Origin of the sequence: Cohnella algarum (assembly GCF_016937515.1) — a bacterium.
GTDB classification, from domain to species: Bacteria; Bacillota; Bacilli; order Paenibacillales; family Paenibacillaceae; genus Cohnella; species Cohnella algarum.
Map to the genome: position 1 here is coordinate 4,584,478 of NZ_JAFHKM010000002.1, position 14,494 is coordinate 4,598,971.

A 14,494-nucleotide genomic window follows, 5' to 3' on the forward strand; every position below is an offset into this window, starting at 1 on the left:
CATGCGAATCGACGTTTTGACCCTGTTTCCGGAAATGTTCGAAGGGGTGTTCGGCAGCAGCATTTTGGGGAAGGCGCGCGATCGGGGCAAGGTCAGCTTGGCCACGGTCAATTTTCGCGATTTCGCGACGAACAAGCACAATACGGTGGACGATACGCCCTATGGCGGCGGAGGAGGGATGGTGCTCAAGCCGGATCCGATCTTCGCGGCGGTGGAAGCCGTCGTCGAGTCCGCGCGGCAAGCCGCGAGCCCCGAAGCGAAGCCTCCCCGCGTCATTCTGATGTGTCCCCAGGGAGAACCGTTATCGCAGGCGAAAGCGCGGGAGCTCGCCCAAGAGGAGCATCTCGTTTTTATTTGCGGCCACTACGAGGGCTATGACGAACGGATCCGGGAGTTTCTCATTACGGACGAGCTGTCCATCGGGGATTACGTGCTGACCGGCGGCGAGCTGCCGGCGATGGTCGTCATCGATGCGGTCGTCCGGCTGCTCCCCGGCGTTCTCGGGAACGACCAATCGGCCCTTCACGACTCGTTCAGCGACGGTTTGCTCGAATATCCGCATTACACGCGTCCGCCCGAATTTCGGGGATGGAAGGTGCCGGACGTGCTGCTGTCGGGCAATCATGCGGAAATCGACAAATGGCGGCGGCGGCAGTCGCTGCTGCGCACCGCCAAACGGCGCCCCGAGCTGCTGGAACGGGCGGAACTGTCGGACAAAGAACGGGATTGGCTGGAGCAGGCAAAAAATCGGCCGGATCTTGAAAGATAAGGTTGAGTTTGGCGGGCGCATGTGGTAAAATTTCAACTGTTGTGTAAGTCGGACGCCTGGTTTTTTCGAATCCGGCGCCGGCGATAATCGGACGGTCCTCTGCACGCCGTGAAGCGATCGTAAGGATTCGTGGAGCGGGTACGAACGTCTATGGTGGAAGGAGTGGTATCCATGAATCTTATTCAAGCGATCACGCAAGAACAATTGCGTAAGGACATTCCGAGCTTTCGTCCGGGCGACACGCTCAAAGTGTACGTCAAAGTAGTCGAAGGTTCCCGCGAACGGGTTCAGCTGTTCGAAGGCGTTGTCATCAAACGCCGCGGCGGCGGCATCAGCGAAACGTTTACCGTGCGTAAAATTTCGTATGGCGTCGGCGTCGAGCGCGCTTTCCCGCTGCACTCGCCCCGCATCGACAAAATCGAAGTGGCGCGTCGCGGCAAAGTCCGTCGCGCGAAGCTGTACTACCTGCGCGGCCTGCGCGGCAAAGCAGCTCGCATCAAGGAAATTCGATAAGGCTAATCAAAAGGGGGCTTGGCTTTTGTTCAAGTCCTCCTTTTTGCTTTTTCGCAAAAAAACGGCCCGCCGGGCCTGACCATAGAAAGACGGACTCAGGAAAAGAGGCGAAATCGACATGGATCAGTCGCGTGACTTGAACAATGAACAATCCAAACCAAAAGCGGGCGACCGTCCGGAAACGACGGGGGCGTCCTCTACATACGAAACTCCCGAAGCCGGCCGTTTGCACGGCGTACCCGGGGCCGCGGCCGACGGCAACCCGACCGTGCCGGGCAAGACGGCCGCGCCGCGCAAAAACAACGAGCTCGTGGAATGGATCAAGGCGCTGGCGATCGCGGCCGTGCTTGTTTTGATTATCCGCTGGCTGCTCGTTTCGCCGTTCATCGTCGACGGTTCCTCGATGGAACCGAATTTCTGGGACGGAGAACGGATTATCGTCAACAAGGTGCTGTACGACATCCGCGAGCCGAAAGCGGGCGAAGTGATCGTGTTTCACGTTCCCGAAGAAGGCCGGGATTATATCAAGCGGGTAATCGCCACGCCAGGGGATACCGTCCAGGTGGACGGCGATACGGTGTACGTGAACGGGGAAGCGATCGAAGAGCCGTATCTTCAGGAAACTTACGAAGAAGCTCATGCGGCGGGCGCGTTGTACAACGAAAGAAGCTTCAGCAGCGATTATCCGAATTCGCAATTCCAGGAAACGACCGTTCCCGAAGGCGAATTGTTCGTGCTCGGGGACAACCGTCCGGACAGCAAGGACAGCCGGATGATCGGATTCGTCTCGCAGGACGAGGTCGTTGGCCGGGCCGAGCTGATTTTCTGGCCGCTTAACAAAATTCAGTACATCGGACGCGGCTGGTGACGACATGACAATTCAATGGTTTCCCGGGCATATGACCCGGGCCAAACGGCAAATCGAAGAAAAGCTGAAGCTGATCGACGTCGTATTCGAACTGCTTGACGCGCGCGTGCCGGAATCCAGCCGCAATCCGATGATCGACGAAATCGTCGGGAGCAAGCCGAGGCTTGTGCTCCTGAACAAAGCCGATCTCGCGGATGCCGAGGCGAACAAGGCCTGGAACGATCATTTTCGCTCTATGGGGCTTGAAGTGCTGGCGATAGACGCCAATACCGGAACCGGGGTGAAGGAAATTCCGGCGCGGATCAAAGTGCTGCTGAAGGAGAAAATCGAGCGGCAGATCGCCAAGGGGATGCGTCCGAGGCCCGCTCGCGCGCTTATCGTCGGAATTCCCAACGTAGGCAAATCGACGCTCATCAACCGGCTGGCGGGGCGAAACGCGGCGGTGACCGGCGACCGGCCCGGCGTGACGAAAGGACAGCAATGGATTCGGACCGGCGGAGATCTCGAATTGCTCGACACGCCGGGCATTTTGTGGCCGAAATTCGAGGATCCGGGGGTCGGGTTCCGCCTCGCGGCTACGGGCGCGATCAAGGAGGAAGTGCTGCCGATCGAGGAAGTGGCCTGCTTTTTGCTGCAATGGCTGGCGGCGTCGTACCGGGATGCGCTGAAGGAACGGTACGGTCTCGCGGATTTGCCCGAAGAGCTGCCCGACATGGCCGCCGCCTCCGAAGTGCTGGAGGAAATCGGCCGGCGGCGCGGCTGCCTGGGGGCGGAGGGCGCATCGATTACGAAAAGGCGTCCGGCGTGCTTTTGCGGGATTTACGGTCCGGCAAGCTCGGGCGCATTACGCTGGAGGCTCCGGGGAACGAGCCGTCCGCAAGTTCTTGAAGCCGGCTGTGGGCAGCCGGCCTTTTTATTTGCCGACAATTCCCTCCGTCGGATGTTCATCCGATTCCAATTGGAAGAAATCCAACGCGACGGCGAGACGCCGCGAAGAGGCGGTTCGGATGGGGAAATCCCGGGTATCCGCAGAGGAGAATCCGGGTTTCGCCGTCCAGGCGTTTTTTTAATCTAAAAAAGCTTGCCGTCGGCGGCGCGATGACGGACAATACAAGAAAGAAAAGAGCAATCGCTTGGGGAAGGCGGGTAAGAAGTTGCCGCAGGATCATGCACGGGAAGAGCCGGATCGGCTGGAATTCGAACGAAAGCTGTGGGAAAGCGGTCTGGTCGCCGTTGCCGGCGTGGACGAGGTCGGGAGAGGCTGCCTGTTCGGCGACGTCGTCGCGGCGGCGGTCGTTTTTCGGCCGGGAACGAAGCTGGAAGAAATCGACGATTCCAAAAAATTAAGCGAGAAAAAACGAGAGCTTCTGTACGACCGGATCGTGGCCGAAGCGGCGGCGTGGTCGGTCGCCCGGGTCGACGCGGAGACGATTGACCGGATCAACATCCGGCAAGCGTCCCGCCTTGCGATGAAGATGGCGGTCGAGGGCTTAGGCCAGGCGCCGCAGCATTTGCTCGTCGATGCCGAGACGGTGAGTCTCGACATCCCGCAAACGGCGATCGTCAAAGGCGACGCGAGAAGCCAATCGATCGGGGCCGCTTCGATATTGGCCAAAGTGACCCGGGACCGGCTCTGCAAGGAAGTGTGGGACGTATTGTATCCGGGCTACGGCATAGCCGGGCACAAGGGCTATGCGACGAAGGAGCACCGGGACGCGCTGCTGGCGCTCGGGTCGACGCCGCTGCACCGGAAATCGTTTTTGGGCGGGATTTTGTCGGTTCAGCAGGAGCTGTTTACTTGAATTTGCGACGGACTTTGCCGATACATAGGGTAAGGATTTTCGGGGGAAGGAGGGGACGCGCATGAACGCCAATATCGGATCGATGCTTCGGGCGATGATGGGTGAGACGCAGCCGGCGGAAAGCGTCCGCGCGCTCGAGCTGAAAATCGGGCAAATCGTCAGGGGCGTCCTGCTGCAAATGCTGGACGAACGCGAAGCCGTCATCAACGTCAACGGGGTCAAGGTAAGGGCCACGCTCGATGCCGAAATGCCCGTCGGAAAAGGGACGCTGCTGCAGGTGATGCCGGATTCGCAAAACGGTTTTGTCGTGCTGAAGCCGCTTGCCGAAACGTCCGAATCCGTTCCGGACGAGACGGTGCGAAACGCGCTCAAATCGTTCGGCCTGCCGGAGAACGATTGGGCGAACGAGCTCGTGCGCGGATTGAAGCGGGACGGGTTCGCGCTCGACCGGGACGCCGCCCGATGGTTTCGCCAGGCGGCCGAAGCCAGACCCGCAAACGTCGGCGCGCAGGAATGGATGAACGCCGCGGGCGTGGCGTTCCGTCGCGGCCTCGAGCCGTCGGAAACGACGATCGCCTCGCTGCGGCAAGCGCTGTTCGGCCAGCCGATGCACGCGCAGCTGGCGGAAATGCGAACGCTGGCCGGAGAATTCGCCGCCTCGGTCAAGCCCGGCAGCCCGGCCGCCGAGACGATCGGCCAGCTGCAGCGCTTGCTGGCGCAAGGAGCGGCGCTGCTGGACGAAGGCGCGGCCCCTTGGACGGGGGACGCGAGCGAGGCGCCGGCCGGCCGACGCGCCGACGGCGGAGCAAGCGGGGGCCCGAATCCGGCCGGGGCGAAGCCGGAACGGGCCGATGCCGCCGGTCCGAACGCAGCTTTCGCGGCGCTCCCGCAGGCGGAGAACGGCGCGGAGCGCGCCGGGCGGGCTGCAGGGAGCGGTCCTTTGCCGCAGCAGCCCGCAGCGCCGTCGGGGGCGGTTCCGCGCCCCGCCGGGGAAACGGCCGCCGGCCGGACGCCATTGGCGGCGGCGATGGGCGGCGCGGAAACTGCCGAAACGGACGCCGCCCGTCAGGCCGGCCCGGACGAACGAGCCGACGGATCGCCGCGGCGAGCGGTCTCCGACCAGGCGCAACGCCCTCCTGCGCCCGTGCCGGCACCCAATCAGGGGAACGCGGCGCCGGCCGCATCGCAGGAAACGGCGCGAACGGACGAAGCGCAGAGGGCGGCAGTCGGGCAGACGGGACGCGACGCCGGCTTCGAAACGGCCGCGCAGCGCCCGGCCGCCGAAAGCGCGGATCGCGCGGAGCCGTGGATCGGCCGCTTTTTGCAGTGGCTGGGCGTCGGTCACGAGCGTCAGGCGCTGATGACGGCCGAAGCGGCCAACGGCTGGCCGGCGCCGGGCGGCGGCGATCCGTCTCCGGCCCAGGACGCGGCCAAAGCCGGAGAGACGCTGAAGGGCGCGCTGCTGGCGCTGGCAAGCCAGGAAGACGTTCCCCAGGCGCTTCGCGAAGCCGCGGGCAATCTGGCGCAGCAAATCGCCGGCCAGCAGCTGCTGCTCTCTCCGGAACGCCAAAACGCGACGCTGCTCAGCCACATGACGTTTTTCGTCCCGCTCAAAAACGCGGACGGAGAGACGACGGCGACGATTCACGTCCAAACGCGCCGCGGCCGAAAAGGCGAGTGGGATTCGGATAATTGCCGGCTTTTATTTGATTTGAAGATGTCGCACCTGGGGGATACGCTCGTCGATGTGGCCGTCGTGGACAAGGTCGTCTCGCTCAGGCTGCTCAACGACCGGCCCTGGGTGGCGGAGCTGGTGGAAACGGCCAAGGAAGAAGCGGCCGAAGGCCTGCGCTCGGCGGGCTATCAGCTGCTGTCGCTTAAGGCGGCGCCGTTTCCGAAGCCGATCGCGGAAGAGGGGGAGCCGTCCAAGCCGGACGTTGTCCGCCGGGATGGCTCGGCCGACAAGACCCTGCAGGAGCCTTATGCGTCCAAGCTCTACAAGGGGGTCGATTTTCGCGCATGAGCGCCCAGAACAGCTATCCCCGCAAAGAGCCGGAGCAGCGAACGCTCACCAAAAAAGCCGTAGCCCTGAAATACAGCCCGGAGCGGGCGCAAGCGCCGATCGTCGTCGCCAAAGGGCAAGGCGCCATGGCCGAGGAAATTTTGCGCCGGGCCAAAGAAGGCGGGGTGCCGGTTCAGGAGGATGCCTCGCTTGTCGAAGTGCTTTCCAAGCTCGATCTCGAGCAGGAAATTCCGCCGGAGCTGTATCGGCTCGTGGCCGAGGTGCTCAGCTTCGTCTATCGCACGGACCGGAAAGCCGGACTCAAGTCCGCGGGCGAAGGGATCGCGGACCGGAGGGGGAGGTAGAAGGATGAACGACGGGTCGACGAACGGGCGTCCCCGCGCCGGGAAACGCGCCGATCGCCGAAAACAGGCGGGAAGGGAAGCGGAAGAGGCGGCCGCCGCCTATCTGGCCGACCAAGGATTCGTCATCCTGGAACGGAATTGGCGCTGCCGGACGGGGGAGATCGATCTGATCGCGAAGGACGGGGAGAGGCTCGTCTTCGTGGAGGTGCGTTCCAGACGCGAATCATCCCGCTTCGGGACCGCCGTCGAGGCGGTAAACGCCCGCAAATGCGCCCGGGTTCGCGCCGTTGCGGGCGTTTACTTGTCGATGTCCCGCGCGGGTTCCAAGCCGATTCGCTTCGATGTCGTAGCCGTCACGTTCGCGGGCGACGGAGGCGTCGGCGAGCTGCGGCACATTGCCGGAGCGTTTTGAGAAGGACGGCGAACGCTCGCCTCAATCGGGGACGGCGGGCTTGTCCAGGCAGCGGTATTGAACCGCTTCGGCGACGTGCTCGGCCTCGATGGCGTCGCGGCCGTCCAGGTCCGCGATCGTGCGCGCCACTTTGAGAATGCGGTCGTGAGCCCGGAAGCTGAGACCAAGCCGCTCGTACACGCTGCCGAGCAGCTTCTCGGCAGCCGGCGAAAGCCTGGCGTGCTCGGCCAGCTTTCGCCCGTAAAGCTCGCTGTTCCAGCGGATCGCGCCGCCCCGGTAGCGGGCTTTTTGCCGTTCGATCGCTTCCTCCGCGCGGGCTCGCGCCATGGCCGATGTCCAGCCTTCGGCGGACGCGGGCTCCCGGGCCGTCTGTCGCGGCATTTCCACCTGGAGGTCGATGCGGTCGGCCAGCGGCCCCGACAAGCGGGAGCGGTAACGGGCGACGGCCGCCCCCGAACAGGTGCAGGCGCGATCCCCGTCGGACCCGAAGTAGCCGCACGGACAGGGGTTCATCGAGACCGCAAGCAAAAAGTGGGCGGGGAACTGCGTTACTCCGCGGGCTCTTCCGATCGTCACCCGAAAGTCTTCCAACGGCTGCCTGAGCGCCTCCAGGGCGCCGCGCGGAAATTCGGGCAGCTCGTCGAGAAACAGCACGCCGTGGTGCGCGAGCGTCACCTCTCCGGGCTTGGGCGACGGGCCTCCGCCGATGAGTCCGGCGATGGAGATCGTATGGTGGGGTGATCGGAACGGACGCCGGCGGATCAGTCCGTGCCGGCGGCCGCCGAGCTTTCCGCAAACGCTGTAGATTTTCGTGACGGCCAGCGCCTCCTCGTCGTCCAGCGGCGGAAGCAGCGTCGGCAGCCTGCGGCAGAGCATGGTTTTCCCGGTTCCCGGCGGACCGACGAACAGGATATTGTGCTTGCCGGCCGCGGCGATGAGCAACGCCCGCTTGCCATGGGCTTGGCCGATGACGTCGGACAAATCGGCATCGTCCGCGGGATCCGAAATCGCGTCGCCGGAGCTCGGCGCCGCGCCGCGGCCGGGCGGACGGCCGAAGCGCGTCGTTCCCCCGCCGGCCCATTCGCCGAGCCCGCGGACTCCGAACACTTCGATGCCTTCGATAAGCTGCGCCTCGCCGACGCTGGCCTCGGGAACGATCACCCGCCGCAGCCCTTCGCTTCGGGCCCGCTCCGCCATCGGCAGAACGCCGGGAACCGGCCGAATCTCGCCGCTCAGCGACAGCTCGCCGATGAGCAGGGCGCCTTCGATTTTCTCCGCGGCCAGCTGGCCGCTGGCGAGCAGAATGCCGGCCGCGATCGCCAGATCGTAGGCGCTCCCTTCCTTGCGCACGTCGGCCGGCGCGAGATTGACGGTGATCCGGTCGAGCGGAAAGGTCATGCCGCTGTTTTGAATGGCCGAGCGGACGCGCTCGACCGATTCCCGGACCGCGGGATCGGGCAGGCCGACGACCGACACCTGCGGCAGCCCGGACGAAATGTTGACCTCGACTTCGATCAGCCGCCCCTCGATGCCGACGACGCTTGCGCTGAGCATTTTCGCATACATGCCAAAAAAGCCTCCTTCTTTTTTAACGTCATTCGTTAACAAAGAAAGGTGCTTCCTTTTCCTTGACGGACCTCGCGGCTCCGCTTCGTTTATCCTCAGTCTAGCGCGCCGGAACCGGGCTGTCAATCGCTCGGCGCGTTCGCGTCTTCGGGCTTCAGCGCCGCCTTCCCGTCTCGCCGGACGGGAGGGGCGCGAGCATGAATCCCTCCTTTTTGGAAAATCTATTACCGGCTGCCTGCTATTTCATCGAATCCCGAGATGAAACCATTGCCAAACGGAGCTAAAAAATTGATGAAAAACAGAGGAACGATCGGACAAATAGTGATACAATAGGGAAGGTTTCGGTACGATTCGTAAGTGCCGACATGTTCTTCAGAAGCGTGTTAAACGGGAGGATGCAGGATCATGAATATTCATGAGTATCAAGGCAAGGAAGTCTTGAGACAGTACGGCGTCACCGTCCCTCGCGGGAAAGTCGCGTTCTCGGTCGACGAAGCGGTCAAAGCCGCCGAAGAGCTGGGCACGCCGGTCACGGTCGTCAAAGCGCAAATCCATGCGGGCGGCCGCGGCAAAGCGGGCGGCGTCAAAGTGGCGAAAGGTCTTGACCAAGTGCGCGAGTACGCCGAGCAAATTCTCGGCAAAGTGCTCGTCACCCACCAAACCGGCCCCGAAGGCAAAGAAGTGAAGCGTCTTCTTATCGAAGAAGGCTGCGACATTAAGAAAGAATATTACGTCGGCCTCGTCGTCGACCGCGGCACGGGGCGCATCGTCGTGATGGCGTCCGAAGAAGGCGGCACCGAAATCGAAGAAGTCGCCGCGCACTCGCCCGAGAAGATCATCAAGGAAGTCGTCGATCCGGCGGTCGGCCTGCAAACGTTCCAAGCTCGCCGTCTCGCTTACGCGATCAACATCCCGAACGAATTGGTCAACAAGGCGGCCAAGTTCATCATGGCTTTGTATACCGCTTTCGTGGACAAGGATTGTTCGATTGCCGAGATCAATCCGCTCGTCGTCACGGGCGCGGGCGACGTCATGGCGCTTGACGCGAAGCTGAACTTCGACTCCAACGCCCTGTTCCGCCACAAGGACATTCTGGAACTGCGCGATTTGGACGAAGAGGACGAAAAGGAAATCCAGGCGTCCAAGTTCGACCTGAGCTACATCGCCCTCGACGGCAACATCGGCTGCATGGTCAACGGCGCGGGACTCGCGATGGCGACGATGGACATCATCAAATATTACGGCGGCGAACCGGCGAACTTCCTTGACGTCGGCGGCGGCGCGACGAAAGAGAAAGTAACCGAAGCGTTCAAAATCATTTTGTCCGACGCGAACGTCAAGGGTATTTTCGTCAACATTTTCGGCGGCATCATGAAGTGCGACGTCATCGCCGAAGGCGTCGTGGCGGCCGCGCGCGAGCTCGGTCTGGACAAACCGCTCGTCGTCCGCCTCGAAGGCACGAACGTCCAACTGGGCAAAGAAATTTTGAACAACTCCGGGCTCAATATCGTAGCTGCGGATTCGATGGCCGACGGCGCGCAAAAAATCGTGTCGCTCGTGAAATGACAAGGGAGAACGAACCGGGGAGTGTGAAGTCATGAGCATTTTGATCGATAAAAACACCAAGGTGATCACCCAAGGCATTACGGGAGCGACGGGTTCGTTCCACGCCAAAGGGGCTCTGGAATACGGCACGCAAATGGTCGGCGGCGTTACGCCGGGCAAAGGCGGCCAAACGATCGATTTCGACCTGGAGAACGGCACGAAGGTGACGCTGCCGATCTTCAATACGGTCAAGGAAGCGGTCGAGGCGACGGGCGCCACGGCTTCCGTCATCTATGTCGCGCCTCCGTTCGCGGCGGACTCGATCATGGAAGCGGTTGACGCCGAGCTGGATCTGGTCATCTGCATTACCGAAGGCATTCCGGTCATCGACATGATCAAGGTCAAACGTTACATGGAAGGCAAAAAGACGCGCCTGATCGGGCCGAACTGCCCGGGCGTCATCACGCCGGAAGAAATCAAAATCGGCATCATGCCGGGCTACATCCACAAAAAAGGCCACGTCGGCGTCGTTTCCCGTTCCGGCACGCTGACGTACGAAGCGGTTCACCAGCTGACGAACCGCGGCATCGGCCAATCCTCCGCCGTCGGCATCGGCGGCGACCCGGTCAAAGGCTCCGAGTTTATCGACATTCTTCGCCTCTTTAACGAAGATCCCGATACTTACGCCGTCATCATGATCGGCGAAATCGGCGGCACGGCCGAGGAAGAAGCGGCCGAATGGATCAAGGCGAACATGACGAAGCCGGTCGTCGGCTTCATCGGCGGCGCCACGGCGCCTCCCGGAAAGCGCATGGGCCACGCCGGCGCCATCATTTCCGGCGGGAAAGGCACCGCCGCCGAGAAGATCGCCAAGCTCGAAGAGTGCGGCATCCGCGTCGCTCCGACGCCGTCCGAAATGGGCTCCACGCTCGTCAGCGTGCTTGAGGAACGCGGCCTGCTTGAAAAATGCAAAAGCTGATCGTAAAATAACAGCATAATCCGATTTAGCGGACAGGCAAGCAGCCTTCGGCTCTCCCCAGGGAGAGCGCGGGGGCTGCTTTTTTCATTCCGTGCGGCGCAGGCCGCGCATGTTAGGGGGATTTGCACGATGTCCACATTTCATCCGGACCGCGAGGTCGTCATCGCCATGCACGAGACGGAAGGCATAACGCACGACAAAATCGATCGGCTGTTCACGGAGGGCGCCATCGACGGCGCGCGGTCGAGGCGGCCCGCGGATTGGCGGGACCTGGGCCTGCGGGCGAAGGAGGCCAAAGCGCTGGCCGAACGCCTGCGGCCGGAAGCGATCGAGGCGGCGATCCGGCGGCGGGAGAAGGCCGGAATATCGATCGTCACCGCGCTCGACGCGGGCTATCCGATGCAGCTGCGCCATACGCACCGGTTTCCGTGGGTTTTGTACTACATCGGGAATCTTGCGCTTGCGAGAAAATCATCCGTGGCCATCGTCGGAACGCGGTCGGCGACATCCTACGGGCGCCGCGTTGCCGAGGAGCTCGCCCTTGCCTGCTCGATGGCCGGTTTGGTCGTCGTCAGCGGCATGGCCAAGGGCATCGACGCCTGCGCCCATGCCGGCGCCCTGCAGGGACCGGCGGGCACCGTGGCGGTGCTCGGCGGCCCCGTCGACTCGCCTTATCCGCGGGAGAACGCGGGCTATACCGGCAAATTGCGGAGAGTGGGCTTGTTTTATCGGAAATTCCGCCGGATATGCCGGTGTATCCTTACTACTTCCCGCTGCGCAATCGAATTATCGCCGGCATATCGCTTGGCGTCGTCGTGGTCGAGGCCGGCGAGAAAAGCGGGGCTCTCCATACGGCGGCCTATGCGAACGATGCGTCCCGGGACGTGTTCGTCGTGCCCGGCCCGATTACGTCTCCGCGGAGCAAGGGCGGCTTGAAGCTGCTTCGGGAATCGTGGGCGAAGCCGGTTATCGAAGCCAAGGATATATTGGAAGAATACAAGCGGCAGCTCGGCGAGGGAAGCAAGCACCGAACAAAGCGGGACAAAGCCGGAGCCGGGCAGGCGGGGGACGCGGCGGAACAAGCCGAGCGGGCGGAACTGCCGCCGGAGGAGGCGGTTTTGTACGATCTGCTGCTGGACGGCCCGAAATCGATCGACGAGCTGCTCGCCGCAAGCGCCTTGGGCGCCGGGCGGCTCCATCAGTTGCTTCTGTCCCTGCAGCTCAAACAAAAAATCGAAAGCCGGCCGGGCTCCGTTTTCGCCGCGATTTAAAGGCGAAAGCGACTTTCCCGAAGGCTCGCCGGAAATCCTTTTTCGTCCGGAATTTGACCGCGGGCTACGGGATGATATACGATGTTTCCGAAGCACATGAATCGGAAGTCCTTGCCCGCGTTCGCCAGGCGCCGGTAATTGCGCTTTGTTGCGAACAGGGCGGCGAATGCATTATGCTACAGATTAAGAGTTTATGACACCAGTTTTCAGGATCCGTATATACTGTCCTTTGCGAGGCCGCCGAAACGGCGGACGAAAGGACCTGTCGACCGTTGAGAGGAGGAGTGGACGTGGCAGACTCATTGGTCATCGTCGAGTCGCCGGCCAAAGCCAAGACCATTGGCAAATATCTGGGCAGCAAATATATCGTCAAAGCGTCCATGGGCCACATTCGGGATTTGCCGAAAAGTCAAATCGGCGTAGAAGTGCAGAACGATTTTCAACCCAAATATATAACGATCCGCGGCAAGGGGAACGTCCTGAAGGAATTGAAGGACGCAAGCAAGAAGGTAAAGCACGTCTTTCTGGCGGCCGACCCCGACCGGGAGGGCGAAGCGATCGCCTGGCACTTGGCCCACTATTTGGAATTGAACGAAAACGACGCCTGCCGCGTCGTATTTAATGAAATAACGAAGCAAGCGGTCAAGGACGCGTTCAAGACGCCCCGCCCGATCAACATGGACCTGGTCAACGCCCAGCAGGCGCGGCGCGTGCTCGACCGGCTCGTCGGCTACAAAATCAGTCCGCTTTTGTGGAAAAAGGTGAAAAAAGGCTTGAGCGCGGGCCGGGTGCAGTCGGTAGCCGTCAAGCTCATCATCGACCGGGAAAACGAGATCAAGGCGTTCGTGCCGGAGGAGTATTGGAGCATAACGGCCGTCCTTTCCAAGAACGGCTCCGAATTCGAAGCGAAATTCCACGCTTTGAATCAGGAGAAGAAGGAGCTCGGCAGCGAAGCCGAGGTCAATGCCGTTTTGGAGCAGATCGAAGGCGGCGCGTTCGTCGTGGGCGAAGTGAAGGAGAAGGAGCGCCAGCGCAATCCCTCTCCGCCGTTCATCACCAGTTCGCTGCAGCAGGAAGCGGCGCGCAAGCTCAATTTCCGCGCGGCCAAAACGATGCAAATCGCCCAGCAGTTGTACGAGGGCGTCGATCTCGGCAAGGAGGGCACGGTCGGTCTCATTACCTATATGCGTACCGACTCCACCCGGATTTCCCCGGTTGCCCAGGAGGAAGCCAAAGAGTACATCCTGGGCAAATTCGGCGAAAAGTATTACCCGGAAACGCCCCGCGTCTATGCGAAGAAGAACGCCAACGCCCAGGACGCGCACGAAGCGATCCGTCCGACGTCCGTGCTGCGCGAACCCGATCAGGTCAAGCCGTATGTGACGCGCGACCAGCTGCGGCTGTACAAGTTGATATGGGAACGTTTCGTTTCCAGCCAAATGGCGTCCGCCGTCCTGGACACGATGACCGTCGATCTGCGCAACGGTCCGGCCGTATTCCGGGCCAACGGCTCGAAAATGAAATTCCCGGGATTCATGAAGGTATACGTCGAGGGCAACGACGACGGCACGACCGAGGAGGACCGGCTGCTGCCGCCGCTCGAACCGTCCGACGAAGTCGAGACGAAAGGGATCGAGCCGAAGCAGCACTTCACCCAGCCGCCTCCGCGGTTTACGGAAGCCCGGCTCGTGCGGACGCTCGAGGAGCTCGGCATCGGCCGGCCCAGCACGTACGCGCCGACGCTTGAAACGATTCAAAAGCGGAATTACGTCGCGATCGAAGAGAAGAAGTTCGTCCCGACGGAGCTCGGCGAACTGGTCATCCAATTGATGGAAGAGTTTTTCCCGGAAATTCTCGATGCCGAGTTTACGGCGCATATGGAGGACGATCTCGACCACGTCGAGGAAGGGAAGGAAAATTGGGTCGACGTCATCGGCGAATTTTACAAATCGTTCGAAAAGCGGCTGGAGGTCGCGGAGGACGAAATGAAGGAAGTTGAAATCCGCGACGAGCCGTCGGACGAAATTTGCGATAAATGCGGAAGTCCCATGGTTTACAAAATGGGGCGCTTCGGCAAGTTTCTCGCGTGCTCCGGGTTCCCGGAGTGCCGCAATACGAAGCCGATCGTCAAGGCGACCGGGGTCGCCTGCCCCAAGTGCGGCAAAGGCCATATCGTCGAACGCCGCAGCAAGAAGGGACGAATGTTCTACGGATGCGACCAGTATCCGGAATGCGACTTCGTATCGTGGGATAGGCCGGTGGCCAAGGCTTGTCCGGACTGCGGCGGCCTGATGGTCGAGAAGCGAACGAAGGGCAACGTCATGTGGCAGTGCACGCAATGCGCCCACAACGAAGCGGCGCCGGAAACGGATGAGGCCGCCGAATGACGGAGGCCGGGTTTG

12 protein-coding genes and 2 pseudogenes are annotated in these 14,494 nt (G+C 61.9%); 13 read left to right on the forward strand and 1 reads right to left on the reverse strand.

Features of this window, described 5'->3' with window-relative positions; translation table 11 throughout:
• Position 1 precedes the first annotated feature (1 nt).
• The 8 genes and pseudogenes from trmD to JW799_RS20665 all read left to right on the forward strand — a co-directional run bounded on the left by trmD (position 2) and on the right by JW799_RS20665 (position 6,731).
• Positions 2 to 769, forward strand: a complete 768-nt coding sequence (gene trmD, locus JW799_RS20630) for a tRNA (guanosine(37)-N1)-methyltransferase TrmD (RefSeq protein ID WP_205431485.1) — start codon at positions 2 to 4, stop codon at positions 767 to 769.
• Positions 770 to 940: 171 nt separating this feature from the next.
• Entirely contained in the window at positions 941 to 1,282 is a 342-nt protein-coding gene (gene rplS / locus JW799_RS20635; RefSeq protein WP_080840100.1) for a 50S ribosomal protein L19, read from the forward strand.
• A 118-nt stretch (positions 1,283 to 1,400) separates the two neighbouring features.
• On the forward strand, positions 1,401 to 2,150 hold the full coding sequence (lepB, locus tag JW799_RS20640) for a signal peptidase I (RefSeq protein WP_080840098.1): 750 nt from the start codon (positions 1,401 to 1,403) through the stop codon (positions 2,148 to 2,150).
• 4 nt (positions 2,151 to 2,154) lie between these two features.
• A pseudogene (gene ylqF / locus JW799_RS20645) lies at positions 2,155 to 3,038 on the forward strand (ribosome biogenesis GTPase YlqF).
• 245 nt (positions 3,039 to 3,283) lie between these two features.
• Positions 3,284 to 3,952 carry a ribonuclease HII gene (locus JW799_RS20650; protein WP_338026304.1) on the forward strand — a complete coding sequence of 223 codons (669 nt, stop codon included), beginning with the start codon at positions 3,284 to 3,286 and terminating at the stop codon, positions 3,950 to 3,952.
• A gap of 61 nt (positions 3,953 to 4,013) precedes the next feature.
• Positions 4,014 to 5,975 carry a hypothetical protein gene (locus tag JW799_RS20655; protein WP_205431489.1) on the forward strand — a complete coding sequence of 654 codons (1,962 nt, stop codon included), beginning with the start codon at positions 4,014 to 4,016 and terminating at the stop codon, positions 5,973 to 5,975.
• Positions 5,972 to 6,319 carry an EscU/YscU/HrcU family type III secretion system export apparatus switch protein gene (locus JW799_RS20660; protein WP_080840090.1) on the forward strand — a complete coding sequence of 116 codons (348 nt, stop codon included), beginning with the start codon at positions 5,972 to 5,974 and terminating at the stop codon, positions 6,317 to 6,319. The genes JW799_RS20655 and JW799_RS20660 overlap by 4 nt, the downstream gene beginning before the upstream one ends.
• A 4-nt stretch (positions 6,320 to 6,323) precedes the next feature.
• The gene (locus JW799_RS20665) at positions 6,324 to 6,731 is read left to right on the forward strand and encodes a YraN family protein (RefSeq protein WP_080840088.1); all 408 of its coding nucleotides are present in this window, start codon (positions 6,324 to 6,326) and stop codon (positions 6,729 to 6,731) included.
• A 21-nt stretch (positions 6,732 to 6,752) separates the two neighbouring features.
• On the opposite strand, the gene JW799_RS20670 is transcribed toward JW799_RS20665, so the two are convergent.
• Entirely contained in the window at positions 6,753 to 8,297 is a 1,545-nt protein-coding gene (locus JW799_RS20670; protein ID WP_205431491.1) for a YifB family Mg chelatase-like AAA ATPase, read from the reverse strand.
• A gap of 405 nt (positions 8,298 to 8,702) precedes the next feature.
• Here JW799_RS20670 and sucC point away from each other — a divergent pair, with 405 nt between their 5' ends.
• The 5 genes and pseudogenes from sucC (at position 8,703) to topA (ending at position 14,479) form a co-directional block, all read left to right on the forward strand.
• The gene (gene sucC / locus JW799_RS20675; protein WP_080839956.1) at positions 8,703 to 9,863 is read left to right on the forward strand and encodes an ADP-forming succinate--CoA ligase subunit beta; all 1,161 of its coding nucleotides are present in this window, start codon (positions 8,703 to 8,705) and stop codon (positions 9,861 to 9,863) included.
• A gap of 31 nt (positions 9,864 to 9,894) precedes the next feature.
• Complete coding sequence (gene sucD, locus JW799_RS20680) at positions 9,895 to 10,821, forward strand: succinate--CoA ligase subunit alpha (protein WP_080839954.1); 927 nt, start codon at positions 9,895 to 9,897, stop codon at positions 10,819 to 10,821.
• A 399-nt stretch (positions 10,822 to 11,220) separates the two neighbouring features.
• Positions 11,221 to 11,759 (forward strand): annotated as a pseudogene (gene dprA, locus JW799_RS30300) (DNA-processing protein DprA); the annotation flags it as partial.
• A 48-nt stretch (positions 11,760 to 11,807) separates the two neighbouring features.
• Positions 11,808 to 12,092 carry a DprA-like winged helix domain-containing protein gene (locus tag JW799_RS20690; RefSeq protein WP_476695932.1) on the forward strand — a complete coding sequence of 95 codons (285 nt, stop codon included), beginning with the start codon at positions 11,808 to 11,810 and terminating at the stop codon, positions 12,090 to 12,092.
• A gap of 290 nt (positions 12,093 to 12,382) precedes the next feature.
• Positions 12,383 to 14,479, forward strand: coding sequence for a type I DNA topoisomerase (topA, locus tag JW799_RS20695; protein WP_080839952.1), 2,097 nt, complete (start codon positions 12,383 to 12,385; stop codon positions 14,477 to 14,479).
• Positions 14,480 to 14,494: the final 15 nt, after the last annotated feature.

What these genes read in the sequence shown, in the direction of transcription:
- trmD (WP_205431485.1), top strand. Translation starts at nt 2, where the DNA reads ATGCGAATCGACGTTTTGACCCTGTTTCCGGAAATGTTCGAAGGGGTG.
- rplS (WP_080840100.1), top strand. Translation starts at nt 941, where the DNA reads ATGAATCTTATTCAAGCGATCACGCAAGAACAATTGCGTAAGGACATT.
- lepB (WP_080840098.1), top strand. Translation starts at nt 1,401, where the DNA reads ATGGATCAGTCGCGTGACTTGAACAATGAACAATCCAAACCAAAAGCG.
- JW799_RS20655 (WP_205431489.1), top strand. Translation starts at nt 4,014, where the DNA reads ATGAACGCCAATATCGGATCGATGCTTCGGGCGATGATGGGTGAGACG.
- JW799_RS20660 (WP_080840090.1), top strand. Translation starts at nt 5,972, where the DNA reads ATGAGCGCCCAGAACAGCTATCCCCGCAAAGAGCCGGAGCAGCGAACG.
- JW799_RS20665 (WP_080840088.1), top strand. Translation starts at nt 6,324, where the DNA reads ATGAACGACGGGTCGACGAACGGGCGTCCCCGCGCCGGGAAACGCGCC.
- JW799_RS20670 (WP_205431491.1), bottom strand. Translation starts at nt 8,297, where the DNA reads ATGTATGCGAAAATGCTCAGCGCAAGCGTCGTCGGCATCGAGGGGCGG.
- sucC (WP_080839956.1), top strand. Translation starts at nt 8,703, where the DNA reads ATGAATATTCATGAGTATCAAGGCAAGGAAGTCTTGAGACAGTACGGC.
- sucD (WP_080839954.1), top strand. Translation starts at nt 9,895, where the DNA reads ATGAGCATTTTGATCGATAAAAACACCAAGGTGATCACCCAAGGCATT.